The 21,928-nt window shown below is 73.1% G+C and carries 26 protein-coding genes and 1 riboswitch; of the genes, 20 read left to right on the top strand and 6 right to left on the bottom strand.

The window, feature by feature from the left end; genetic code table 11:
- Nucleotides 1-28 precede the first annotated feature (28 nt).
- From ACFYOS_RS21245 to ACFYOS_RS21190, 12 genes are all read left to right on the top strand, one after another.
- Entirely contained in the window at nt 29-670 is a 642-nt protein-coding gene (locus ACFYOS_RS21245) for a CDP-alcohol phosphatidyltransferase family protein (RefSeq protein ID WP_387144140.1), read from the top strand.
- On the top strand, nt 667-1,605 hold the full coding sequence (locus ACFYOS_RS21240; protein ID WP_387144137.1) for a DUF881 domain-containing protein: 939 nt from the start codon (nt 667-669) through the stop codon (nt 1,603-1,605). Before ACFYOS_RS21245 ends, ACFYOS_RS21240 begins: the two co-directional genes overlap by 4 nt.
- The gene (locus ACFYOS_RS21235) at nt 1,602-1,934 is read left to right on the top strand and encodes a small basic family protein (RefSeq protein ID WP_007071104.1); all 333 of its coding nucleotides are present in this window, start codon (nt 1,602-1,604) and stop codon (nt 1,932-1,934) included. The genes ACFYOS_RS21240 and ACFYOS_RS21235 overlap by 4 nt, the downstream gene beginning before the upstream one ends.
- A 10-nt stretch (nt 1,935-1,944) precedes the next feature.
- On the top strand, nt 1,945-2,874 hold the full coding sequence (locus ACFYOS_RS21230; RefSeq protein WP_387144134.1) for a DUF881 domain-containing protein: 930 nt from the start codon (nt 1,945-1,947) through the stop codon (nt 2,872-2,874).
- 58 nt (nt 2,875-2,932) lie between these two features.
- Entirely contained in the window at nt 2,933-3,313 is a 381-nt protein-coding gene (gcvH, locus tag ACFYOS_RS21225; RefSeq protein WP_387144131.1) for a glycine cleavage system protein GcvH, read from the top strand.
- A gap of 216 nt (nt 3,314-3,529) precedes the next feature.
- A complete protein-coding gene (locus ACFYOS_RS21220; RefSeq protein ID WP_007071101.1) occupies nt 3,530-3,982 on the top strand; it encodes an FHA domain-containing protein in 453 nt (150 codons plus the stop codon).
- 50 nt (nt 3,983-4,032) lie between these two features.
- A complete protein-coding gene (locus ACFYOS_RS21215; protein ID WP_387144128.1) occupies nt 4,033-4,734 on the top strand; it encodes a MerR family transcriptional regulator in 702 nt (233 codons plus the stop codon).
- Between the two features lie 214 nt (nt 4,735-4,948).
- Nucleotides 4,949-5,413, top strand: a complete 465-nt coding sequence (locus ACFYOS_RS21210) for a bifunctional nuclease family protein (RefSeq protein ID WP_387144125.1) — start codon at nt 4,949-4,951, stop codon at nt 5,411-5,413.
- Nucleotides 5,414-5,623: 210 nt separating this feature from the next.
- Complete coding sequence (locus tag ACFYOS_RS21205; protein ID WP_387144123.1) at nt 5,624-6,202, top strand: MerR family transcriptional regulator; 579 nt, start codon at nt 5,624-5,626, stop codon at nt 6,200-6,202.
- A 483-nt stretch (nt 6,203-6,685) separates the two neighbouring features.
- Nucleotides 6,686-7,075 carry a group 1 truncated hemoglobin gene (locus tag ACFYOS_RS21200; protein ID WP_387144120.1) on the top strand — a complete coding sequence of 130 codons (390 nt, stop codon included), beginning with the start codon at nt 6,686-6,688 and terminating at the stop codon, nt 7,073-7,075.
- A gap of 2 nt (nt 7,076-7,077) precedes the next feature.
- A complete protein-coding gene (locus ACFYOS_RS21195) occupies nt 7,078-8,244 on the top strand; it encodes a globin domain-containing protein (protein WP_387144116.1) in 1,167 nt (388 codons plus the stop codon).
- A complete protein-coding gene (locus tag ACFYOS_RS21190; RefSeq protein WP_387144113.1) occupies nt 8,241-8,924 on the top strand; it encodes a DivIVA domain-containing protein in 684 nt (227 codons plus the stop codon). The genes ACFYOS_RS21195 and ACFYOS_RS21190 overlap by 4 nt, the downstream gene beginning before the upstream one ends.
- A 45-nt stretch (nt 8,925-8,969) precedes the next feature.
- Here ACFYOS_RS21190 and ACFYOS_RS21185 read toward each other — a convergent pair whose 3' ends face one another.
- The gene (locus tag ACFYOS_RS21185; RefSeq protein WP_387144110.1) at nt 8,970-9,632 is read right to left on the bottom strand and encodes an NAD(P)H-binding protein; all 663 of its coding nucleotides are present in this window, start codon (nt 9,630-9,632) and stop codon (nt 8,970-8,972) included.
- 171 nt (nt 9,633-9,803) lie between these two features.
- Here ACFYOS_RS21185 and ACFYOS_RS21180 point away from each other — a divergent pair, with 171 nt between their 5' ends.
- Together ACFYOS_RS21180 and gcvP are read left to right on the top strand one after the other, a co-directional pair.
- Nucleotides 9,804-10,664, top strand: coding sequence for an NAD-dependent protein deacetylase (locus ACFYOS_RS21180; protein WP_387144205.1), 861 nt, complete (start codon nt 9,804-9,806; stop codon nt 10,662-10,664).
- Nucleotides 10,665-10,729: 65 nt separating this feature from the next.
- A riboswitch (glycine riboswitch) is annotated at nt 10,730-10,829 on the top strand.
- Nucleotides 10,830-10,902: 73 nt separating this feature from the next.
- Nucleotides 10,903-13,725 (top strand): aminomethyl-transferring glycine dehydrogenase, encoded by a 2,823-nt coding sequence (gene gcvP / locus ACFYOS_RS21175; RefSeq protein WP_387144107.1) that lies wholly within the window; start codon nt 10,903-10,905, stop codon nt 13,723-13,725.
- Between the two features lie 120 nt (nt 13,726-13,845).
- Here gcvP and ACFYOS_RS21170 read toward each other — a convergent pair whose 3' ends face one another.
- Entirely contained in the window at nt 13,846-14,046 is a 201-nt protein-coding gene (locus ACFYOS_RS21170) for a DUF5999 family protein (protein ID WP_387144104.1), read from the bottom strand.
- Nucleotides 14,047-14,169: 123 nt separating this feature from the next.
- Between ACFYOS_RS21170 and ACFYOS_RS21165 the strand changes: the two genes are divergently transcribed.
- Nucleotides 14,170-15,372 (top strand): chorismate-binding protein, encoded by a 1,203-nt coding sequence (locus ACFYOS_RS21165; RefSeq protein WP_387144101.1) that lies wholly within the window; start codon nt 14,170-14,172, stop codon nt 15,370-15,372.
- Nucleotides 15,373-15,394: 22 nt separating this feature from the next.
- On the opposite strand, the gene pip is transcribed toward ACFYOS_RS21165, so the two are convergent.
- Nucleotides 15,395-16,342, bottom strand: a complete 948-nt coding sequence (pip, locus tag ACFYOS_RS21160; RefSeq protein ID WP_387144098.1) for a prolyl aminopeptidase — start codon at nt 16,340-16,342, stop codon at nt 15,395-15,397.
- Nucleotides 16,343-16,393: 51 nt separating this feature from the next.
- On the opposite strand from pip, the gene ACFYOS_RS21155 reads away from it, so the two are divergent.
- Genes ACFYOS_RS21155 through def form a run of 3 tightly spaced genes read left to right on the top strand, consistent with a single transcriptional unit; the run spans nt 16,394 to nt 18,235 of the window.
- On the top strand, nt 16,394-16,900 hold the full coding sequence (locus ACFYOS_RS21155; RefSeq protein WP_387144095.1) for a MarR family winged helix-turn-helix transcriptional regulator: 507 nt from the start codon (nt 16,394-16,396) through the stop codon (nt 16,898-16,900).
- 10 nt (nt 16,901-16,910) lie between these two features.
- Entirely contained in the window at nt 16,911-17,675 is a 765-nt protein-coding gene (locus tag ACFYOS_RS21150) for a TetR/AcrR family transcriptional regulator (RefSeq protein ID WP_387144092.1), read from the top strand.
- A 50-nt stretch (nt 17,676-17,725) separates the two neighbouring features.
- Complete coding sequence (def, locus tag ACFYOS_RS21145; RefSeq protein WP_387144089.1) at nt 17,726-18,235, top strand: peptide deformylase; 510 nt, start codon at nt 17,726-17,728, stop codon at nt 18,233-18,235.
- Nucleotides 18,236-18,316: 81 nt separating this feature from the next.
- Here def and ACFYOS_RS21140 read toward each other — a convergent pair whose 3' ends face one another.
- Nucleotides 18,317-19,090, bottom strand: coding sequence for a GNAT family N-acetyltransferase (locus ACFYOS_RS21140; RefSeq protein WP_387144086.1), 774 nt, complete (start codon nt 19,088-19,090; stop codon nt 18,317-18,319).
- Between the two features lie 24 nt (nt 19,091-19,114).
- Nucleotides 19,115-19,477 carry a winged helix-turn-helix transcriptional regulator gene (locus ACFYOS_RS21135; RefSeq protein ID WP_387144083.1) on the bottom strand — a complete coding sequence of 121 codons (363 nt, stop codon included), beginning with the start codon at nt 19,475-19,477 and terminating at the stop codon, nt 19,115-19,117.
- A gap of 93 nt (nt 19,478-19,570) precedes the next feature.
- On the opposite strand from ACFYOS_RS21135, the gene ACFYOS_RS21130 reads away from it, so the two are divergent.
- Complete coding sequence (locus tag ACFYOS_RS21130) at nt 19,571-20,170, top strand: malonic semialdehyde reductase (RefSeq protein WP_387144080.1); 600 nt, start codon at nt 19,571-19,573, stop codon at nt 20,168-20,170.
- Nucleotides 20,171-20,177: 7 nt separating this feature from the next.
- Here the strand turns inward: ACFYOS_RS21130 and ACFYOS_RS21125 are convergent, their stop codons facing one another.
- On the bottom strand, nt 20,178-20,951 hold the full coding sequence (locus ACFYOS_RS21125) for a sulfite exporter TauE/SafE family protein (protein WP_387144076.1): 774 nt from the start codon (nt 20,949-20,951) through the stop codon (nt 20,178-20,180).
- Between the two features lie 176 nt (nt 20,952-21,127).
- Here ACFYOS_RS21125 and ACFYOS_RS21120 point away from each other — a divergent pair, with 176 nt between their 5' ends.
- On the top strand, nt 21,128-21,916 hold the full coding sequence (locus tag ACFYOS_RS21120; RefSeq protein ID WP_387144073.1) for an endonuclease/exonuclease/phosphatase family protein: 789 nt from the start codon (nt 21,128-21,130) through the stop codon (nt 21,914-21,916).
- The last annotated feature ends 12 nt before the right edge of the window (nt 21,917-21,928 follow it).

Below are 21,928 nucleotides of genomic sequence, written 5' to 3'. Positions count from 1 at the left end.
GCCGGACCGTGCTGCGAAGGGAGGTTCGGTGTCGCGTCGGCCGGCTCCGTCGGAGCATCCGGCTCCGGGCGGTACCACGGCGGTCGTGGGGGACCGTGTCCTCACCCTGCCCAATCTGATCAGCCTCGTCCGGCTCGCCGGCGTGCCCCTCTTCCTCTACCTCTTCCTGGTGGTCCGCGCGGACGTGGTGGCGATCGTGGTGCTCGCCATCGGCGGCACCAGCGACTGGGTGGACGGCTGGATCGCGCGCCGCCTGCAGCAGGTCAGCCGGCTCGGCGAGCTGCTCGATCCGCTCGCCGACCGCCTCTACATCCTGGCCACGCTGCTCGCGTTCACCGCCCGCGAGGTGGTGCCGTGGCAGTTCACCGCTGCGCTGCTGGCCCGCGAGCTGCTGCTGCTCGGGTCGCTGGGGGTGCTGCGCCGCTACGGGTACGGGCCACCGCCGGTGCACTACGTCGGCAAGACGGCCACCTTCCTACTGCTGGCCGCGTTCCCGGTCCTGCTGCTGGCCGCCGCGGCGCCGGGCGCCGCCACCGTGGCCGGGGCGATCGGGTGGGGGCTGGCCTGGTGGGGCCTGGTGCTCTACTGGGTGGCCGGGGCGATGTACGTGGTGCAGGCCAGCCGCCTGGTGCGGGCGATGCGTGCCCGGCGCGCGGGAGCGGCGGCGTGAGCGCGCCGGTTCGCGACGGCCGGGACCCGTCGGCGCGGGTGTACACGCCGGACTTCCTCACCGAACTGTTCCGCAACCCTCTCGATCCCGGGTACGGCGACGCGGCGGCCCGGCGCCGGGAGGTGCCGCCGTCGCGGTTGCGTCGGCTGCTGGCTCGGCCGGTCAGCCTCGTGGTGATCGTGGTGATCGGGTTCCTGTTCGCGGTGGCGTACCGGGAGACGATGGCCGACGAGCCGGGTCGGGCGAAGGCGCGGGCCGGGCTGATCGCCGAGATCAAGCAGCGGGAGGCCGAGGCGGACCGGCTGACCGCCCGGGCGGACCAGTTGCGCGAGGAGGTGAGCCGGCAGCGTGACGCGGCGCTGGGCGGCTCGCAGGCGGCCCGGCTGCGGAACCTGGAGGCGGGCACCGGCCTGGGGCGGGTGCGCGGCGACGGTGTGGTGGTGCGGTTGGCCGACGCGGCGCAGGACAAGGACGCGGTGACGGGCGCGGACGCCGGCCCGTCCCGGGTGTTGTACTCCGACCTGCAGAAGGTGGCGAACGCGCTGTGGGCGGCGGGTGCGGAGGCGGTTGCGATCAACGGGCAGCGGTTGACGGCGACGTCGACGATCCGTTCGGCGGGCGAGGCGATCCTGGTGGACTACCGGCCGGTGACGAGCCCGTACGAGGTGACGGCGATCGGTCCGGGGTCGATGCGGGACCGGTTCGACGGCAGTCGGGCGGCGAGCCTGATGCGTGAGGTGGCGCGGACGACCGGGTTGTCGTTCGGGGTGAAGGACGCCGAGGGCGTCACGCTGCCGGCCGCGCCGCAGCCACGGCTACGCTACGCCGAGCCCTCGGTGAGTCCGAGCCCGTCGGGTTCGGGTGTCGCCGGTTCGACCAGTCCCGGGCCGTCCGGCTCGCGGACGTCTCCCAGCCCCTCCGGAGGTGGCCGATGATCGCGGTGCTGGCGTTGCTCGCCGGTGTGGTGCTAGGGGTGTATCTGGACCCCACCGTGCCCGCGGCGTTGCAGCCGTACCTGCCGATCGCCGTGGTGGCGGCGCTCGACGCGGTGTTCGGCGGCGTGCGGGCGAAGCTGGACCGGATCTTCGACGACAAGCAGTTCGTGGTGTCGTTCATCTCGAACGTGCTGGTGGCGGGTCTGATCGTGTACCTGGGTGACCAGTTGGGGGTGGGCGGTCAGCTGTCCACCGGTGTGGTGGTCGTGCTCGGGGTGCGCATCTTCGGAAACGTGGCGGCGATCCGCCGGCACCTGTTCCGGGCGTAGGTTTGTGGCGATGAGCGACGAGCACAGGGAAACGGGGACCGGGTGGCCGGAGCCGGCGGAGCCGGCGCGGCCGACGGGTCCGGCGGGTGAGCCGGATCCGCGCCCGGATGCGCCGGACCCGGACGAGTTGAGCCCGTTGGCGCCGGCGGAGCCGGCGGAGCGGGAGGCGGACGTGCCGCCGGCGGGCGAGCCGGAGGGTGACGGGCCGGACGCGGCGGCGGCGGCGAAGCGGTTGCCGGTGTCGCGCCGGTTGACGTCGGCGGGCGCGATGATCGCGGTGTTGTTGGCGTTGCTGGGGTTCACCCTGGTGGTGCAGTTGAAGACGACGTCGACGGATCCGACCCTGGCGGCGACGCGGGAGGAGGACCTGGTCCGGATCTCGTCGGATCTGGATTCGCGGGAGCGGCGGCTGCGGCAGGACATCGAGGGGCTGGAGGACAGCCAGCGTCAGTTGCGTTCGGGTGAGCAGGGTCGGCAGGCGGCGTTGGAGGAGGCGACGCGGCGGGCGGACGAGCTGGGCATCCTGGCGGGCACGTTGCCGGCGGTGGGGCCGGGCCTGTCGGTGCGGTTCGAGGGTTCGGACCAGGCGATCTCGTCGGCGCGGATCCTGGACGCGGTGCAGGAGTTGCGGGGCGCGGGTGCGGAGGCGATGCAGATCGCCGGGTCGGACGGGACGGCGGTGCGGATCATCGCGTCGACGTATTTCGTGGAGGCGGACGGTGGTGGGCTGGTGGTGGATGGGCGGCGGTTGCGTGGTCCGTTCACGATCACGGTGATCGGGGATCCGGCGACGATGCGTACGGCGTTGAACATTCCTGGCGGGGTGGTCGCATCGGTGCGGGATGCCGGCGGTAACGTGACGCCCGAGGAGCATGAGGCTGTGGAGGTTTCGCAGCTGCACGCGCCGATCAAGCTGGATCACGCCCGGCCGGTCTCCTGACCGTTCCGGGCCGCGCCGGTTTTCCCCCCGGTGCACGGATGGATGAAGGACGCAGCTGGTGATTCCTGAGGATCTGCGGTATACCGCCGAGCACGAGTGGGTGGTTGGTGGTGACGGCGGCGCCGTCCGGGTCGGTATCACGCACTTCGCGCAGGACGCCCTGGGTGACATCGTGTTCGTCCAGTTGCCGGACGAGGGTGCGGTGGTGGCGGCGGGTGAGCCGCTGGGTGAGATCGAGTCGACGAAGAGCGTGTCGGAGATCTACGCCCCGGTGAGCGGGACGGTGGCGGCGCGCAACGAGGTGTTGGCCGACACCCCTGAGGTGATCAACACGGATCCGTACGGTGCGGGGTGGTTGTTGGAGATCACCCCGGATGATCCGGCCGCGGTCGAGGGTTTGCTGACCGCTGGTGCGTACCGCGAGCTCACTGAGAGCTGAGTTGTCATCCCGGGCGGCGGGGGCTCGTCTCCGCGCGTCCGGTTGCCCTGCATTTCGGCGCTGGCTAGGCTCGCCCAGTCGACCGAGAACCCAATAGTTGAGCGTTGTGGAATGCGCCTTCCCGGGCACGGGGAGCCAGCCGCCGGGTGTGTGACTGCCCGGCGGCCAGACCCGCCATTCCCGACGCCGACCGAAACAGATCCGTGAGGTGGTCCCATGACGCGCCCAGACGACGAGTTCCCCCCGCTCGACGTCACTTCGACGCTCAATCTCGGTTCGCTAGACGAAGTGCTGGAGGGCCCGGACACCGATGTGGTGCCGAGCCGGATGTCCGGTTCGCTGCCCCCGGGAATGGCGCTGCTGGTGGTTCGCCGGGGTCCGAACGCGGGTGCCCGGTTCCTGTTGGACCACGATGTGACGACGAGTGGGCGGCACCCCGACAGTGACATTTTCCTGGACGACGTGACGGTGTCGCGGCGCCACGCCGAGTTCCACCGGGACGGCGGCACGTTCACGGTGCGGGACGTGGGCAGCTTGAACGGGACGTACGTGAACCGGGAGCGGGTCGAGGCGGCCACGTTGAGCAATGGTGACGAGGTGCAGATCGGTAAGTTCCGCGTGGTGTTCATCGCCGGTCCGCGTCCGGAGGAGGAGGCCGGCCGGGGGTGAACGGGCCTGCGGCTTCGACGCCGTCCGGTGCGGCGCGTTCCACCCCGCTGATGAGCATCGGTGAGGTGTTGGCGCAGTTGCGGGCGGAGTTCCCGGACGTCACCATCTCGAAGTTGCGGTTCCTGGAGGCCGAGGGCCTGGTGGAGCCGCAGCGGACGCCGGCGGGGTATCGGAAGTTCAGCTGGGACGACATGGCGCGGTTGCGGTTCGTGTTGACCGCGCAGCGGGACCAGTATCTGCCGTTGCGGGTGATCCGTGACCAGTTGGCGGAGTGGGACGCGTCGGGTTCGGCGCCGGGCCGGCCGCGGCCGACGTTGGTGGCGGTGGGTCCGGGCGGTGAGGTGCCGGGTCGGGAGGTGGAGGAGTCCGCCGAGTCGTCGGCGGTGCGGCTGGGGCGGGCGGATCTGGTTTCCCGGAGCGGGATCGACGAGTCGACGTTGGTGGAGTTGGAGCGGCTCGGTGTGCTGGTGTCGGATCCGCCGGGTTGGTACGACGCCGATGCGTTGATCATCGCGCGGGCGGTGGCGGGCCTGGCCGGGTACGGGTTGGAGCCGCGGCATCTGCGGGGGTACCGGACGGCGGCGGATCGGGAGGTCGGTCTGTTCGCGCAGTTGGTGGCTCCGTTGGCGCGGCAGAGTGATCCGGCGGCGCGGGCCCGGGCGGCGGAGACGGCGCGGGAGCTGTCGGCGTTGTCTCAGCAGTTGCATGCGGCTCTGGTGCGGGTGGGGCTGCGGTCGACGTTGGGTCGTTGAGGTGTGGTGGGGCCGGGTGTCGTGGGGGCGCCCGGCCTCTGCCGTCGGTGGGTTGGGAAAGATCTGTCTCGGGGAGCGTGTCGTAGGCTTGCTGGGGTAAGCCCCTCCGGCGAGGCGTGGTGCACGTAGCGCACAGGACTCTCGTGTCGCGGTCCGTGTACCGTGCAGGGAAGGACGCGGTGCGGGCATAGGTGACAACGACACGGAGGCGGCGGTGCGCGAGCTGAGCGTGGTCGGAGTTCGGGTGGAGCTGCCCAGCAACCAGCCGATCGTCCTGCTGCGGGAGGTCGAGGGGGACCGCTATCTGCCGATCTGGATCGGCGCGGTCGAGGCGACGGCGATCGCCTACGAGCAGCAGGGGGTCAAGCCGGCGCGGCCGTTGACGCATGATCTGCTGCGGGACGTGTTGGCGGCGTTGCAGGCGCCGTTGCGGGCGGTGGAGATCACCGAGCTCAAGGAGAACGTCTTCTACGCCGATCTGTTGATCGGTGATGGGCTGCGCGTGTCGGCGCGCCCGAGTGATGCCATCGCGTTGGCGTTGCGGGTCGGGGCTCCGATTCGTTGTGCCGAGCAGGTCCTCAGTGAGGCGGGGATCGTGATCCCCGATGAGCAGGAGGACGAGGTGGAGAAGTTCCGGGAGTTCCTGGATCAGGTGCGGCCGGAGGACTTCGCGGGCTGAGTGGTGGCCGGGTCGGGGCTCGGCGTGGACGCGAGCGGCCGTTACGGTGGGTGACGGTCGACTGCGGTTGGTGATCTTCCTGGTGGCTGCGCGGCGTGTCGCGGTCGTTCCTGCGTGGTAAGTCCTGAGGGCCGCTATAGGGTTGCGGTTGTCGAGGGGTGCACGTACGGGGAGACGACGTGGCACCGCACGGGCGGGGAGGTTGTCCGGATGCACGAGCCGCGAGATCCTGGTCCGGGTACGGAACAGCAGCAGCCGGGCGGTGACGGCGAGGTGGGCTACCGGGGTGTGACCGCCTGTCAGGCCGTGGGCATCAGCTACCGGCAGTTGGACTACTGGGCCCGCACGGGCCTGGTCGTGCCGAGTGTGCGCGATGCGTCGGGGTCGGGGACGTCGCGGCTGTACTCCTTCCGTGACCTGGTGGTGTTGAAGGTCGTGAAGCGGCTGCTGGACGCCGGGGTGTCGTTGCAGAACATCCGTAAGGCGATCGAGGCGTTGCGGTCGCGTGGGGTGGAGGACCTGGCCGGCATCACGTTGATCTCCGACGGGACGACGGTGTACGAGTGCCGGTCGCCGGAGGAGGTGGTCGACCTGTTGCAGGGCGGCCAGGGGGTGTTCGGCATCGCGATCGGTGGCGCGTTCAAGGAGATCCAGGGTTCGCTGTCGCATCTGCCGGCGGAGCCGGTGGGCGGTCAGGAGCCGGTGGTGCCACCGGAGGAGTCGCCGGAGCCGTCGGAGTCGGTGGGTGACGAGTTGGCCGCGCGGCGTGCGCGGCGTCGGGCGGGCTGACCGGGCGGTGGTAGCTTCCGCGGACCGCGCCACGCCCAAATGGGTAAGGTGCGGTCCTCTTTTTTGGTCACGGGGTGTGTCGGCCGCTCGTCCGGATGGTTGCGTCGGCGGTGGTCGGTCACCGCATCCGGGCCGCCGGCCCGGCGCTGCTGCCGCGACCTGCGGAAACGGCGAGCGTGGCGGTTGTCGACCGCGGGCGTCCGAAAGGGACCGTCGAGGGCGCGGCGGTGCCACGGTGTCCACGCAGCGTCGCGACGGGATCGCATGGGGCGAGCGAGCCGACGATCGTCGTTGACTGTCCGTAGTTGACCGTTGTCGCGAATCGGACCGGGCCGACGTGACCCTTTCCGGCGGGCACGCTATGGTCCGACACGGTCGCTTGCGCGTGGACGTTCGGTGGACCGCTGTGCGACGCGCGCCGGCTACCGGTTGCCCCTTCGCGGCGCTGCCCGCGTGACCCCCTTGCCGGAAGGAAACGACACCATGACGGTGACCGAAGAGACCACACCTGTCTCCCACTACGAGCGCATCGGCGGCGCCGCCGCGGTGAAGGCGGCGGTGGAGCTGTTCTACGACAAGGTGCTGGCCGATCCGGAACTCGCCGGCTACTTCTCCGACGTGAACATGTCCGAGCAGCGGCGACACCTGGCGCTGATGCTGGCCGTGGTGCTCGGCGGCCCGAACGAGTACGCCGGTCGTGGGCTGGCCGAGGCGCACCAGCCGTTGGGGATCCCGGCGGCGCACTACGCGAAGGTCGGTGAGCACCTGACCACGACGCTGACCGAACTGGGTGTGCCGGGCGACATCATCGCCGACGTGCAGGTCGTGCTGGGCCAGGTGCAGGACCAGGTCGTTTCGGCGGGGAACGCCTGAGCGTGGACGCGGCACGGCTCAAGCGGAGCTGGTCCCTGGTCGCCGCGCACGGCGACCAGGTACCGCTCTACTTCTACTCGACGCTGTTCCTGGCGTACCCGGAGACCCGGCAGATGTTCCCCACGAACATGGCCGGGCAGCGGGATCGCCTGGTGTCGGCGCTGGGGCACATCGTGTCCCACGTGGACCAGGTGGACCGCCTCGTCGGGTTCCTGCAGGAGCTGGGCGCGGATCACCGCAAGTTCGCGGTGCGCGCCGAACACTATCCGGCGGTCGGTGAGGCGCTGGTGGCCACGTTGCGGCACTTCCTCGGTGAGGTGTGGACCGACGACCTGGCCGAGGACTGGACGGCCGCGTACGGGCTGGTGTCGAAGGTGATGATCGAGGCGGCGGAGGCCGCCGAGACGGTGGCCCCGCCGTGGTGGGTGGCCGAGATCCTCGCCCACGAGCGGCGGTCGTTCGACGTGGCGGTGTTGACGGTGCGGCCGCAGTACCTGCTGCCGTTCATCCCCGGGCAGTCGATCGGGGTGTCGCATCCGGCGGTGCGGTCCTGGCGGTACTACTCGCCGGCGAACGCCCCCCGCCCGGACGGGACGTTGGAGCTGCACGTGCGGGCGGCGCCCGGCGGTGTGGTGTCGTCGCGGCTGGTGTACGGGTGCGCGGTGGGTGACCAGATCCACCTGGCCTCGCCGGTCGGTGACCGGTTGACGTTGTGGCAGGCCGGCACCGCCGACCTGCTGCTGCTGGCGGGCGGCACCGGCTGGGCGCCGGTGAAGGCCCTCGTCGAGCAGGTCGCGGCGGAGGGATCGGGCCGCCGGGTGGACCTGTACGTGGGCGCCCGCTCGCGGGCGGAGTTCTACGACACCGACGCGATGGACAAGCTGGCCGCGTCGTATCCGTGGTTGACGGTGAACTACGTGGTGGGCGCGGATCCGTTGCGCCCCGGCGAGATGGTGTACGTGGCGGACCGGGCGCTGGCCGACGGTGACTGGCGGTCCCGGCACGTGTACGTGTGTGGTTCCGATGAGATGGTGAGCCACTCGGTGACGGCGCTGACGCAGGCGGGCTACCACGCCAGTCAGTTGCACCACGAGGGGTTCGGCAAGCACTGGTACGGACCGATGTGGCGGAGTGCGACCGCCCCTGACGAATCCGGAGGTGTCCGGTGAGCGCGACCCCGATCAGCAGGTACGAGAGCGGACAGTTCTCCGGTGGTGTGCAGGTGCGTCTGACGGCGGACCGGGTGCGCCGGTGGGAGTTCGACTCGGCGTCGTTCGCCCGTCGTGGCTACGACCACGCCGATGTGGACCGCTTCCGGATGCAGGTGGCCGACGAGCTGGATGTGCTGTCCACGCAGATCGCGAACCTGCGGGCGGAGAACGAGCGGCTCAACGACCACCTGGAGCTGCACCGGCACGGGGTGATCCCGAGCACCGACCCGGCGGCGTCGCTGCCGGCGGCCAAGGAGGTCAACCTGCTGTCGGCGGCGCAGCGGGAGGCGGAGCAGATCATCGCGCAGGCGCACGACTACGCCCGCCGGGTCGCCGAGTACGCCCAGATGCAGTACGAGAGCTACATGCGGGCGGCGGCGGAGGAGGCGAAGCAGGAGGCCGAGCGGGCGGTGGCGCAGTACCGCAGCACGGCCGGGCCGAACTTCGACGACTCGGTGGCCACCCGGGAGGCGCTGCGGATCTTCGGCGACATGATGATCTCGCACATGCGGGCGGCGGCGCGGCACCTGGACGACGGCAGCGAGCAGCTGGCCCGCACGATGGAGCGGATCGCCCACGAGGCGACCCCGGTCGGGGGTGGGCAGCCGCAGGCGGCGTTGCCGCGCCACCAGCACTGACGCGGGTCGGCCCGCCCCGCCGGCGGGCCGACCCGGGATTGCGGGTCAGGAGGCGGCGACGGCGGCGCGGATGGCGTCGGCGATCGGGGTCTCCCCGCCGACCAGTTCCAGGGTCAGTCCGGCGGTGTCCGGGGCGTGGAGCAGGGCGAGCAGCACCCGGGCTACGTCGGTGCGGGTGACCGGGCCGGGCGGCACCTGCCGGGCGAGGGTGATCCGGCCGACGGGTTCGTCGTCGGTGAGCCGCCCCGGGCGCAGCACGGTCACGTCCAGGTCCCGGCTGGTCACGTCCTCCTCGGCGGCTTTCTTCGCCCGCAGGTACGCCGCCCACACCTCGTCGGTGCCCTCGGCGGGTGGGGAGTCGACGCCCATGGACGAGACCAGCAGGTAGCGGCGCACCCCGGCGCGCTGCGCGGCGTCGGCGAGCAGCACGGCGGCGGCCCGGTCGACGGTGTCCTTGCGGGCGGCGCCGCTGCCCGGCCCGGCGCCGGCGGCGAACACCACCGCGTCGGCGCTCGCCACGTGCCCGGCGACGGCGTCGACGTCGCTGCGTTCCAGGTCGCACACGACCGGCTCGGCGCCGGCGGCGCGCAGCGCCGCCGCGTGGTCGGGGTTGCGGACCAGCCCGACCGCGGTGTCGCCGCGCCCGGCGAGTTCCCGTTCCAGCAGCTTGGCGATCTTGCCGTGGCCTCCGGCGATGACGACGCGCATGTCCCCAACCTAGCCGCGCGGTGTGCCGCCCGGCGGGCGAGTGGACACCTGCCCGCCGACCTCGGTCGAGAGCGGCCGGTGGGTGAGGGCGGTCGCCGGCGGCCGGTCGCCGCCGCCGGTCCGGTGAGGCAGCATGGACGGGTGACGGAGACGTTCGACGCGTTGACCCGGATGGTGGCCGCCGGGGACGTCGTGGTGCTCAGCGGCGCCGGGCTGTCCACCGAGTCCGGCATCCCGGACTACCGGGGGCCCAGCGGCGCGGCCCGCCGGCACACCCCGATGACGTACCAGGCGTTCACCCGTGACCCGGACGCGCGGCGGCGCTACTGGACGCGCAGCCACCTGGGCTGGCGGATGATCGCCCGGGCCGCGCCGAATGCCGGGCACCGGGCGGTGGCCCGGCTGCAGCAGGCCGGCCTGGTCGACGGGATCATCACCCAGAACGTCGACGGCCTGCACAGCGCCGCCGGCAGCACCGGCGTGATCGAGCTGCACGGCCGCCTCGACGAGGTGACCTGCCTGGACTGCGGCAACCTCACCTCCCGGGAGGAGCTGGACCGGCGGCTGCGGGAGGCCAACCCCGGGTTCGACACGCACGTCGCCCACGTCAACCCCGACGGCGACGTCGACCTGCCCGACGAGGCGGTGACCCGGTTCCGGACGGTCGACTGCGGCATCTGCGGCACCGGCATGCTCAAACCCGACGTGGTGTTCTTCGGCGAAACGGTGCCCGCGCCCCGGGTCGCCGACTGTTTCGCCCGGGTCGAGCGGGCCCGGGCGCTGCTGGTGCTGGGTTCCTCGCTGACGGTCATGTCGGGGCGCCGGTTCGTGATCCGCGCGGCGAAGCTCGGCATCCCGGTGGCCATCGTCAACCAGGGGCCGACCCGCGGCGACGGGCACGCCACCCTCACCCTGGACGCGCCGCTGGGGGGCGTGCTGACCGCCCTGGCCGACCGGGTCGCCACCCCGACCCCGAACCCGGACACCGCGGGCGGCGCCGCGCCGGCGGCGGTGGCGGCCGCGGCCGGGTAGCGCAGGGCCGGCGGGGTACGACATGAGCCGGTGACCCGGTCGCTGGTAGCGTTGACCATGCCGGTACCACCCACGCGGGAGAGACCGCCCGGAAACACCCCGGACGGCGCCGAAGGGGCAGATTCCTCCCCGGAACCTCTCAGGCAAAAGGACCACGTGGGCAGGCACTGTGGAGCGCGTCAGCGCGACTCAGGGGGAGGCCGACCCGTCGACCTCGCCCCCGCAAGGAGCGCAGCGCATGACCGCAGAGCAGTTCGCCGACCGGCACATCGGTCCCGATCCGGGCGACGAGCGCCGGATGCTGGAGACCGTCGGCTACAGCTCCATCGACGAGCTGATGGACGCCGCGATCCCCGAGGTGATCCGCTGGCACGGCACCCTGGACCTGCCGGCCCCGGCCAGCGAGCGGGAGGCCATCGCCGAGCTGCGTGCCCTGGCCGCCCGCAACACCGTGGCCGTGTCGATGATCGGCCTGGGCTACCACGGCACCCACACCCCGGGCGTGATCCGCCGCAACGTGCTGGAGAACCCGGCCTGGTACACGGCGTACACGCCGTACCAGCCGGAGATCAGCCAGGGGCGCCTGGAGGCGCTGCTGAACTTCCAGACCATGGTCACCGACCTGACCGGGCTGGCCACCGCGAACGCCTCCATGCTCGACGAGGGCACCGCGGCGGCCGAGGCGATGACCCTCGCCCGCCGCGCGTCCAAGAGCAAGAGCCCCGTGTACGTGGTCGACGCGGACACCCTGCCGCAGACCATCGCGGTGATCATCGGCCGGGCCGAGCCGCTCGGCATCGACGTGCGCGTGGTCGACGTGGCGCGCGACGAGCTGCCCGGCGAGTTCTTCGGCCTGCACCTGCAGTACCCGGGGGCGTCCGGGGCGGTCCGTGACCACGCCGGGCTGGTCGAGGCCGCCCACGCGGTCGGCGCGCTGGTGACCGTCGCCGCGGACCTGCTGGCGTTGGCGCTGCTGCGCCCGCCGGGTGAGATCGGCGCCGACATCGCCGCCGGCACCACCCAGCGCTTCGGCGTACCGATGGGCTTCGGCGGGCCGCACGCCGGCTACCTGGCGGTACGGGCGGGCCTGGAGCGGATGCTGCCCGGCCGCCTGGTCGGGGTGTCGAAGGACGCGGACGGCAACCCGGCGTACCGGCTGGCGTTGCAGACCCGCGAGCAGCACATCCGGCGGGAGAAGGCGACCAGCAACATCTGCACCGCGCAGGTGCTGCTGGCGGTGATGGCCGGCATGTACGCGGTCTACCACGGCCCGGAGGGGCTTCGGAAGATCGCGGAGCGCACCCACTGGGCCGCGGCCCGGCTTGCCGGCGCGTTGCGCGTCGGTGGCGTCGAGGTCGACGACGTGCCGTTCTTCGACACCGTCACCGCGGTGGTGCCCGCTCGGGCGGCGGAGGTGGTCGCCGCGGCGGCGGAGCGTGGAGTGAACCTGCGGCTGGTCGACGCCGACCGGGTGGGGATCTCCTGCGACGAGACCACCACCCACGCCCACCTGGACGCGGTGTGCGCCGCGTTCGGGGTGCCCGCCGCGCACGGTGAGACCGACACCCGGCTGCCGGAGGCGTTGCTGCGCACCAGTGACTTCCTGACCCACCCGGTGTTCCGCAGCCACCACTCGGAGACGGCGATGCTGCGGTACCTGCGGCGGCTGGCCGACTTCGACTACGCCCTGGACCGGGGCATGATCCCGCTGGGGTCGTGCACGATGAAGCTGAACGCCACCACCGAGATGGAGGCGGTCACCTGGCCGGAGTTCGCCCACCTGCACCCGTTCGCCCCCGAGTCCCAGACCGCCGGGTACCGGGAGCTGATCGGCCAGCTGGAGGACTGGCTGGCGGAGGTCACCGGCTACGACGCGGTCAGCGTGCAGCCCAACGCCGGGTCGCAGGGCGAGCTGGCCGGGCTGCTGGCCATCCGGGCGTATCACCGGTCGCGCGGTGAAGGGCACCGGGACGTGTGCCTGATCCCGTCGTCGGCGCACGGCACCAACGCGGCGTCGGCGGTGATGGCCGGCATGCGGGTGGTCGTGGTGGCCTGCGACGTGGACGGCAACGTCGACCTGGTCGACCTGGACGCGAAGATCGACAAGCATCGGGACGCGCTCGCCGCGATCATGGTGACGTACCCGTCGACGCACGGCGTGTACGAGACGGGCATCGCGCAGCTGTGCGCGAAGGTGCACGACGCCGGCGGTCAGGTGTACGTCGACGGGGCGAACCTCAACGCCCTGGTCGGGTTCGCCAAGCCGGGCCGGTTCGGGGCGGACGTGTCGCACCTGAACCTGCACAAGACATTCTGCATCCCGCACGGTGGCGGCGGCCCGGGCGTGGGTCCGGTGGCGGTGCGGGCGCATCTGGCGCCGTTCCTGCCGGGCGACCCGGCCGGGGCGCGCGAGGACGGCCGGCCGGCGATCGCGGCCGCCCGGTACGGGTCGGCGGGGATCCTGCCGATCCCGTGGGCGTACCTGCGGATGATGGGCGCGGAGGGGCTGACCCGGGCGACCGGGGTGGCGGTGCTCGCGGCGAACTACGTGGCGGCGCGGCTGCGCCACCACTTCCCGGTGCTGTACGCCGGCAACAAGGGCCTGGTGGCCCACGAGTGCATCCTGGACCTGCGGCCGCTGACGAAGGCGACCGGGGTGAGCGTCGACGACGTGGCCAAGCGGCTGATCGACTACGGCTTCCACGCGCCGACGATGTCGTTCCCGGTGGCGGGGACCCTGATGGTGGAGCCGACCGAGAGCGAGGACCTGGCCGAGCTGGACCGGTTCTGCGACGCGATGATCGCGATCCGGGCGGAGATCGACAAGGTGGGGTCGGGGGAGTGGCCGGCGGGGAACAACCCGCTGTCCAACGCCCCGCACACCGCGGCGATGGTCTCGGGCGACGAGTGGCCGCATCCGTACCCGCGGTCGGTGGGGGCGTACCCGGCCGGGGTGGACCGGGCGGGGAAGTACTGGCCGCCGGTGCGGCGGATCGACGGGGCGTACGGCGACCGGAACCTGATCTGCTCGTGCCCCGCGCCGGAGGCGTTCGAGAGCTGAGACGGGCGAGCCGGGGCGGTCTTCGGGCCGCCCCGGCGGGGCGTCGACCTGGGGAGGGCGGCCCGGCGGCGGGCTAGCCTGGGTCGACGGTGCACGCTGCGGTCACGCAGCGTGGTGAAATCAGGCGACGAGGGCGTGTCGGGCGGGGCCGCGGTGCGGGGCGATGCTGCTGCCGTCGGGGAGCAGCTCACCGGTGTCCTCGAAGACGATCACTCCGTTGCAGAGCAGGCTCCAGCCCTGCTCAGGGAAGCAGGCGATGACCCGGGCAGCTTCTCGGTCGGTCGCGTCAGCAGAGGGGCAGGTGGGTTGGTGCTGGCACATCGGGTTCTCCGGACTGTGGGGGCACTGTGTCATGGTTCACATGACCAGTGACGCACAGTACCAAGCGGAAGTGCGCGCTATCGAGCAAGGTTCCGGGTTGTTCACCCAGAATCGGCTGAACGGATGAGCGGAAACGGTCCGGACGGTGTGGGAACGCTCCCGGCGGGTGCGGTAGATGTCCCCGGCGCCCCCCGCAGCTGCCGGGGTCGCCTCGTCGAACGGGCCCGCCTGGAGTGGCGGCTCACCGACGGCGGCGACCCGGCCGCCCTCGCGCAGGAATTCCTCGCCGCCCACGGCCTCGTCCTGGACGACCTGGGCCGCCCGGCCGCCCACGACCCGGACGGCGTGTGCGGCGCGGCGCTCTACGTCTCCGCCGCCGCCGGGGCGCACGCCGCCGGCGGCCCGACCGGCCCGCCCACCCCGGTGCCGGCCCTGCCGGACCTGGTCGTGGTCGTCCACGCCCACGCCGGCGGGTCGGTCGCCCGGCCGGCCGGCGACCGACCCACCGCCGGCGGCTGGTGGTTGGGGGACTGGCGGGACAGCTGGACCGCCAGGGAGCACGCCGACGCCGTCGAGGCGGTCCGCGCCGCGATCGGCCGCGGCGACGTCTACCAGGTCAACCTCGTCGGCCACGCCGACGCCCCGTACACCGGGGATCCGCTGCCCGCCCTGGCCCGGTTGGCCGCCCTGCCCGGCGCCCGCTACGGCGGCACCCTGGCCGGCCTCGGCTGGGCGGTCGGCTGCGCCTCCCCGGAGACGCTGATCGCCCTTGAGGGCGGGCGCCTGGTCACCCGACCCATCAAGGGCACCCGGCCGGCCACCGACGTCGGCCGCCGCGAGTTGCTCGCCTCCAGCAAGGAACGCGCCGAGCACGTGATGATCGTCGACCTGGAACGCAACGACCTGGCCCGGGTGGCCCGCACCGGCTCGGTCCGCGTCGACGAGTTGTTCGCCGTACGCCGGTGGTGTGACCTGTGGCAGGCGGAGTCGACCGTCTCCGCGGCGCCCGCCGACGGGCTGGGCCTGGCGGCGCTGCTGCGCGCCGTCTGCCCCGGCGGGTCGGTGACCGGCGCGCCGAAGCTCGCCGCGCTGGCGGAGATCGCGGCCCTGGAACCGGTCGGCCGGGGCGCCGGCATGGGCGCGCTGGGCTGGGTCGCGCCCGGCCGGATCGACCTGGGCCTGACCATCCGCACCGCGGCAGCCGACGCCCAGCGGCTGCACCTGTGGGCCGGCGGCGGCATCACCTGGGGCAGCGACCCGGGCGCCGAGGTCGCCGAGGCGGCGGCGAAGGCCGCCCCGATCCGCGCCCTGCTGGCGGCCGGCTGACCCGCCCCGCCGCCGGATCGGGTCAGGCGCGGGCGAAGTCGTCCAGTGCGGCGACCACCCGCTCGCCCACGCCGTGGCCGCTGCCGTGGCCGCCGGACTCGACGATCTCCAGCCGGGCGTCCGGCCAGTCCCGGGTGAGTTGCCAGGCGATGTCCGGCGGGCCGCTGACGTCCAGGCGCCCCTGCACCAGCACGCCGGGGATGCCGGCGAGCTTGCCGGCGTCGCGCAGCAGTTGCCCGTCGGGCAGGAACCCGAGGTTGCTGAAGTAGTGGGTGACGATCCGGACGAAGGCCGTGCGGAACACCGGGTCGGCGTAGCGGGGGCTGGGCTTGAACCCGCCGGCGAGGGAGACGTGCACGTCCTCCCAGGCGCACCAGTCCCGGGCGGCCCGGTCGCGGACCTGCGGGTCCGGGTCGTTGACCAGCCGGGCGTACGCGGCGGACAGGTCGCCGTCGCGGTCGGCCTCGGGCACACCGTCGCGGAACCGGGTCCACTGCTCGGGGAAGACCCGGCCCATGTCGCGGGTCACCCAGTCGATCTCCCGGCGGGTGTTGGCGACCACGCTGAACAGCACCAGCGCGGTGACCCGCTCCGGGTGGCGCTGGGCGTACGCCAGGGACAGCGACGACCCCCACGAGGCGCCGCAGAGCAGCCACCGGTCGACCCCCACGTGTTCGCGCAGCCGTTCCATGTCGGCGAGCAGGTGGGCGGTGGTGTTGACCGACAGGTCCACGGCCGGGTCGCTGGCGTGCGGGGTGCTGCGGCCGCAGCCACGCTGGTCGAACAGGACGATCCGGTAGGCGGCCGGGTCGAACAGCTGCCGCCAGGAGGGGGTGGCGCCGGAGCCGGGTCCGCCGTGCACCACCAGCGCGGGCCGCCCGTCCGGGTTGCCGCAGGTCTCCCAGTGGATCCGCTGGCCGTCGCCGACGTCGAGCAGGCCCTGCGCGTACGGCTCGATCGGTGGATACATCCGGTTCCCCTCCCACAGGCCAGATACAACAGTGCTGTTACATTAGCGGACGTGACCGCCACCCCCGACCGCGAGGCGCTGGGCACCCTGCTGCGCCACGTCCTGGAGCTCCTCGACGGTGACGTCGCCACCGTCTACACCGAGCTGGACCTGGCCGACTACCGGCCCCGCTACTCGCCCCTGGTCCGGGTGCTGCTCGCCGACGGGCCGCTGCCCATCCGCGACCTCGCCGACCGGGTCGGCGTCACCCACTCCGCGGCCAGCCAGACCGTCGCCCAGATGAGCCGCGCCGGCCTGGTCACCCTCGCCCCCGGCACTGACGCCCGACAGCGCATCGTCACCCTCACCGACCGCGCCCACGCGCTGCGACCCGTCATCGAGGCCGAGTGGGCGGCCACCACCAGCGCCATGCGGCAGCTCGACGTCGAGCTGCCCGTACCCCTGGCCGACGAGCTGTACGCGGTCCTCGCCGCGCTGCGCCGCCGCCCGCTGCGCGACCGGATCGTCGACACCGGCCTGGCGCCCGGACCGCGCGGAGCGGACCCCGACCGGCGGTAGGGTCCCGGACGTGACCACCGAGTACAGCGGCACCGGCGACCCCGTCCGCAGCCTCGCCCTGCTCTGGCGCACCCGGGACAAGCCCAGCCGCAAGGGCGGCGACCTCACCGTGGCCCGGATCGTGCGGGCGGCCATCGAGGTCGCCGACGCCGAGGGCCTGGCCGTGCTGTCCATGCGCCGCGTCGCCGAGCGGCTCGGGGTGGGCACCATGAGCCTCTACACGCACGTGCCCGGCAAGGGTGAGCTGCTCGACGTCATGCTCGACACCGTCTACGGCGAGACCGCTCGCCCCGACGACGTGGCCGGCGGCTGGCGGGGCCGCCTCGAGCTGGTCGCCCGGGAGAACCGGGCGCTGTACCTGCGCCACCCGTGGCTGCTCCAGGTCGCCACCACCCGCCCGCCGCTGGGCCCCAACGTGATCGCCAAGTACGAGTACGAGCTGCGCGCCGTCGACGGCATCGGCCTGACCGACCTCGAGATGGACGCCGTGGTCACCCTCGTGGACAACTACGTGCACGGCGCGGTACGCGGGGCCGTGGAGGTGGCCCAGGCCGCCCAGCGCACCGGCATGACCGAGCAGCAGTGGTGGCACGCGCACGCCCCGTACCTGGAGCGGGTGCTCGACCCGCGGCGGTTCCCCCTGGCCGCCCGGGTGGGCACCGCCGCGGGTGAGGAGTACCAGGCCGCCGCCGACCCGGCCCGCGCCTTCGAGTTCGGGCTGGCCCGCCTCCTCGACGGCGTCGAGGCCCTGGTCCGGGACCGGACCGCCGGGTGACCGGCGGGTGCGCACACCGGCCGGGGTAACGGACGGATAGCCTTCCGGGCATGACTATGCGCCCGATCCGGATCATCGGCGACCCCGTGCTGCGTACCCCCTCCGAGCCGGTGACCAGCTTCGACGCCGAACTGCGCGCGCTCGTGCAGGATCTGATGGACACGCTGCTCGGCGCGCCCGGCCGGGCCGGGGTGGCCGCCCCGCAGATCGGGGTGAACGCGCAGGTGTTCGTCTACGACGCCGACGGCCACCGGGGCCACCTGATCAACCCGACGTTGGAGCTGTCCGAGGAGCTCCAGGACGACGACGAGGGCTGCCTGTCCATCCCCGGGCTGTACTTCCCGACGCAGCGGGCGATGCAGGCCACCGCGCACGGCTTCGACCAGCACGGCGAGCCGCTGACCATCTCCGGCCGGGGTTTCCTGGCCCGGGCCCTGCAGCACGAGACCGACCACCTGCACGGCCGCCTGTACGTCGACACGCTGCGCGGCGAGACCCGCCGCCGAGCGCTGCGGGAGATCCGCGCCGGCCGGTTCCACTCGCCCAGCCGGGGCCTGTAGCCCGCGGTCCGGGGGTGGCCGGCGGGTCCGGCCACCCCGGCGTCACGCCGCGGGCGTCACGTCAACGGGGTGGCCGGCCGGTCATGGCCGGCGACTGAGCCCGCACTCGGTGAACCTGGCGACGCGGGTGAAGCCGAGCCGCTCGTAGAGGCGTACGGCGGCGCTGTTGTCGGCGCGGACGTTGAGCGTGACGTGGTCGACGGTGTCGCGCAGTCGGGCGCAGAGCGCGGCCACGGCGGCGCCGGCCAGCCCGCGGCCGCGGGCCCGCGGATGGGTGGTGACGTTGCCCAGGGCGGCCACCCGCCAGGTGGGCGACCAGACGTGCACCCCGGCGACGGCGACCAGGTCGCCGTCCTCGCGGATCCCCACGTACTGGCCGGTGTCGAGCATCCGCGGGTCGAACCAGTTGCCCGGGTAGGCGGCGGCGTAGAGGTCGCGCAGCGCCGGCAGGTCGGCCCGGTCGAGGAGCTCCCCGTCGGGGGCGGTCCGGGCCAGTCGGGCCGGGTCGGTCAGCGCCATCCGATGGTGCGCGGCGGCGTCGGACAGCTCGTACCAGCGGGCGAGGGTGGCGTCCAGGCCGGGGGACAGGTGTGCCCACAGCCGGGTCGGCAGCACCGGCGCGAGCTCGGTCAGCAGCGCCGCCAGGTCGCCGGTGCGCTCGGGCGGGGCGAACGCCAGCAGCGTCGGCAGCTCGAGCCCGTGGTAGAGCAGGGCCACCTGGTCGTCGCGGCGGAACCACGAGGTGTACGGCCAGAAGAAGTCGTCCAGGTCGCCGAGCTGGTAGGCGTGCAGCACCGGGTCCCGGCCCAGCAGCTCGGCCAGGACGGCCCGGTCGTGTTCGGCGCGTAGCGGCACCGGGTGATGATCACATGGCGGCGGTCAGCAGCCGCCACCGCGTCCCGGCTCGGCCGGCAGGTTCTCGTCCGCCCAGCTGGCGAGCGCCTCCAGCGCGGGTGCCAGAGCGGCGCCGCGGTCGGTGAGCTGATAGCTGACCCCGACCGGCGGGCCCTCCCGGACCGTGCGGGAGACCAGGCCGACCCGGCACAGCTCGCCGAGCCGGTCGGACAGCACGGACTCGCTGATCCCGGGCAGCGCCCGGACCAGCTCGGCGAAGCCGGCGGGGCCGTTCGCGAGGGTGCCCAGCAGGACGCCGTTCCACCGTTTGCCGAGGAACGCGAAGGCCCGAGCCAGGCCGGCGGCACACGCGCGGGGAGCGGCGCCCACCTGGGGCCTCGTCGTCATGCCCCCAGGGTACGCGCTACCCTCGCCGGGCAAGGCACTACTAAAAAGCTAGCTGCTCGCTTCTGCGTAGCGGCCCGCTGGAGCGAGGACCACATGAGCGACCTGATCACCCTGCACCCCGACGCGCAGGCCCAACTGTTCACCGACGCCCGCACCGCCAACACCTTCACCGACGAACCGGTCAGCGACGAACAGCTGCGCGCCATCTTCGAGCTGGCCAAGTACCCGCCCACCGCCGCCAACACCCAGCCGTTGCGGGTGCTGTTCGTCCGCGACGAGCAGCCGCGCGAGCGGCTGCTCGCCCACATGAACGAGGGCAACCGCGCCAAGACCGCCGCCGCGCCGGTCGTCGCCGTCCTCGCCGCAGACACCGACTTCCACGAATTCATCCCGCGGGTCTTCCCGATCCGCCCGCAGATGCGCGACGGCCTCGCCGCCGACGCGGTCGCCCGCGAGCGGATGGCCCGCTTCAACGCCACCCTGCAGATCGGCTACTGGCTGCTCGCCGTCCGCGCCGCCGGCCTGGCCGCCGGCCCGATGGCCGGCTTCGACGCCGACGGAATGGACAAGGAGTTCTTCGCCGACAGCAGCTGGCGGTCCCTGCTCGTGGTCAACATCGGCAAGCCCGGCCCGAACGCCTGGTTCCCCCGGCTGCCCCGCCTCGACTACGACGAGGTGGTCCGGCACGCCTGAGCCGGCGTCAGCCCGCCAGCCACTGGTCGTAGCCGAGCTTGGCCACCAGGGCCGCCACCACGACCAGCAGCACCACCCGGACGAAGCCGGAGCCGCGCCGCAGCGCCATCCGCGCGCCCAGCGCGGCTCCGGCGACGTTGCACACCGCCATCGCCGCGCCCAGCAGCCACCACACGTGCCCGGTCGCCGCGAACACCACCAGCGCCCCCAGATTCGTGCCGGCGTTGACCACCTTCGCCATCGCCGAGGCGTGCACGAAGTCCGCCCCGACCAACGCGGTGAACGCCAACACCAGGAACGTGCCGGTGCCCGGGCCGATCAAACCGTCGTACAGGGCGATGCCCAGCCCGGCCGCCGCCACCGCCGCGGCCACCCGCGCCCGCGTACGCCGCTCCGGACGCGACACCACCCCCAGCCGCGGCCGGGTCAACACGAACAGCGCCACCGACAGCAACACCACCAGCACCACCGGCCGGTACGCCCCCGCCGGCACCGCCCCGGCCAGAACCGCGCCCAACCCCGCGGTCAGCACCGCCAACCCCGCCGCCGGCCCGGCCACCGCCCAGTCCAGCTTCGTCCGCCGGGCATACGTCACCGCCGCGGTCGACGTACCGAAGATCGCCGCCAGCTTGTTCGTCCCCAACGCCGTCGCCACCGGCATCCCCGGGGCGGCCACCAGCAACGCCGGCAACAGCAACAGGCCGCCACCACCGACCACGGCGTCCACCCAGCCCGCCATCGCGGCCGCGGTCAACAGGGTGGTCAGCGACAGAGGATCCACGGGCGGCCATTCTTCCCACCACCACCGGCCCCACGAGACGTCCTGTGGCCAGGCTCACCGCCCCCGACGGCGCCGCAACCACAGGCCCACCGACGCCACCGCCACGAACACCAGCACCGAACAGACCAACGCCTTGAGCACCCGGCAAGCCTGCCACGCGGACGTAGGGTGTGCTGGTGCGCCTGGCCACCTTCAACGTGCTGCACGGCCGGTCCCTCACCGACGGGCTCGTCGACCCCGACCGGCTCGCCGCCGCGGTCGCCGCGCTCGACGCCGACGTCCTCGCCCTGCAGGAGGTCGACCGGGACCAGTCCCGCAGCGGCAACCTCGACCTCACCACCATCGCCGCGCGCGCCCTCGACGCCCCCGAACACCACTTCGCCGCCGCCGTCGTCGGTACCCCCGGCGAACAGTTCCGCCCCCTCACCCACGACGACGACGGACACGGCGAACCCCTCTACGGCGTCGGCCTGGTCAGCCGACACCCGGTCCGCTCCTGGCAGGTCATCCGCCTGCGCCCCGCCCCGGTACGCTCCCCGATCTACGTGCCCGGACCCGGTGGGGGACTCGTCCTGCTGCGCGACGAACCCCGCGTCGTCCTCGCCGCCGTCCTCGACGCCCCGTACGGGCCGGTCACCGTCGCCGCCACCCACCTTTCCTTCGTCCCCGGCTGGAACATCCTGCAGCTGCGCCGCGTCGTGCGGGCCCTGCGCACCCTGCCTGCCCCGCGGATCCTCCTCGGCGACCTCAACCTTCCCGCCGGCCCGGTCCGCCTGCTGTCCGGCTGGCTGCCCCTGGGCCGGCGCCCCACCTACCCGGCCGGGCAACCCCGCGTCCAACTCGACCACATCCTCGCCGACCGGCGCGGACTCGACCGGCTTCCACCCGTCACCGCCGTCGACACCCCGCTGTCCACCATCTCCGACCACCGGCCCCTCGTCGTCGACCTCAGCGCTCGCAGCTAACCCTCAGCTGCA

Source organism: Micromonospora sp. NPDC005806, from assembly GCF_042871425.1.
GTDB lineage: Bacteria > Actinomycetota > Actinomycetes > Mycobacteriales > Micromonosporaceae > Micromonospora.
The sequence above is the reverse complement of the archived record's forward strand: the minus strand, read 5'-3'. Positions and strand labels throughout refer to the sequence as shown.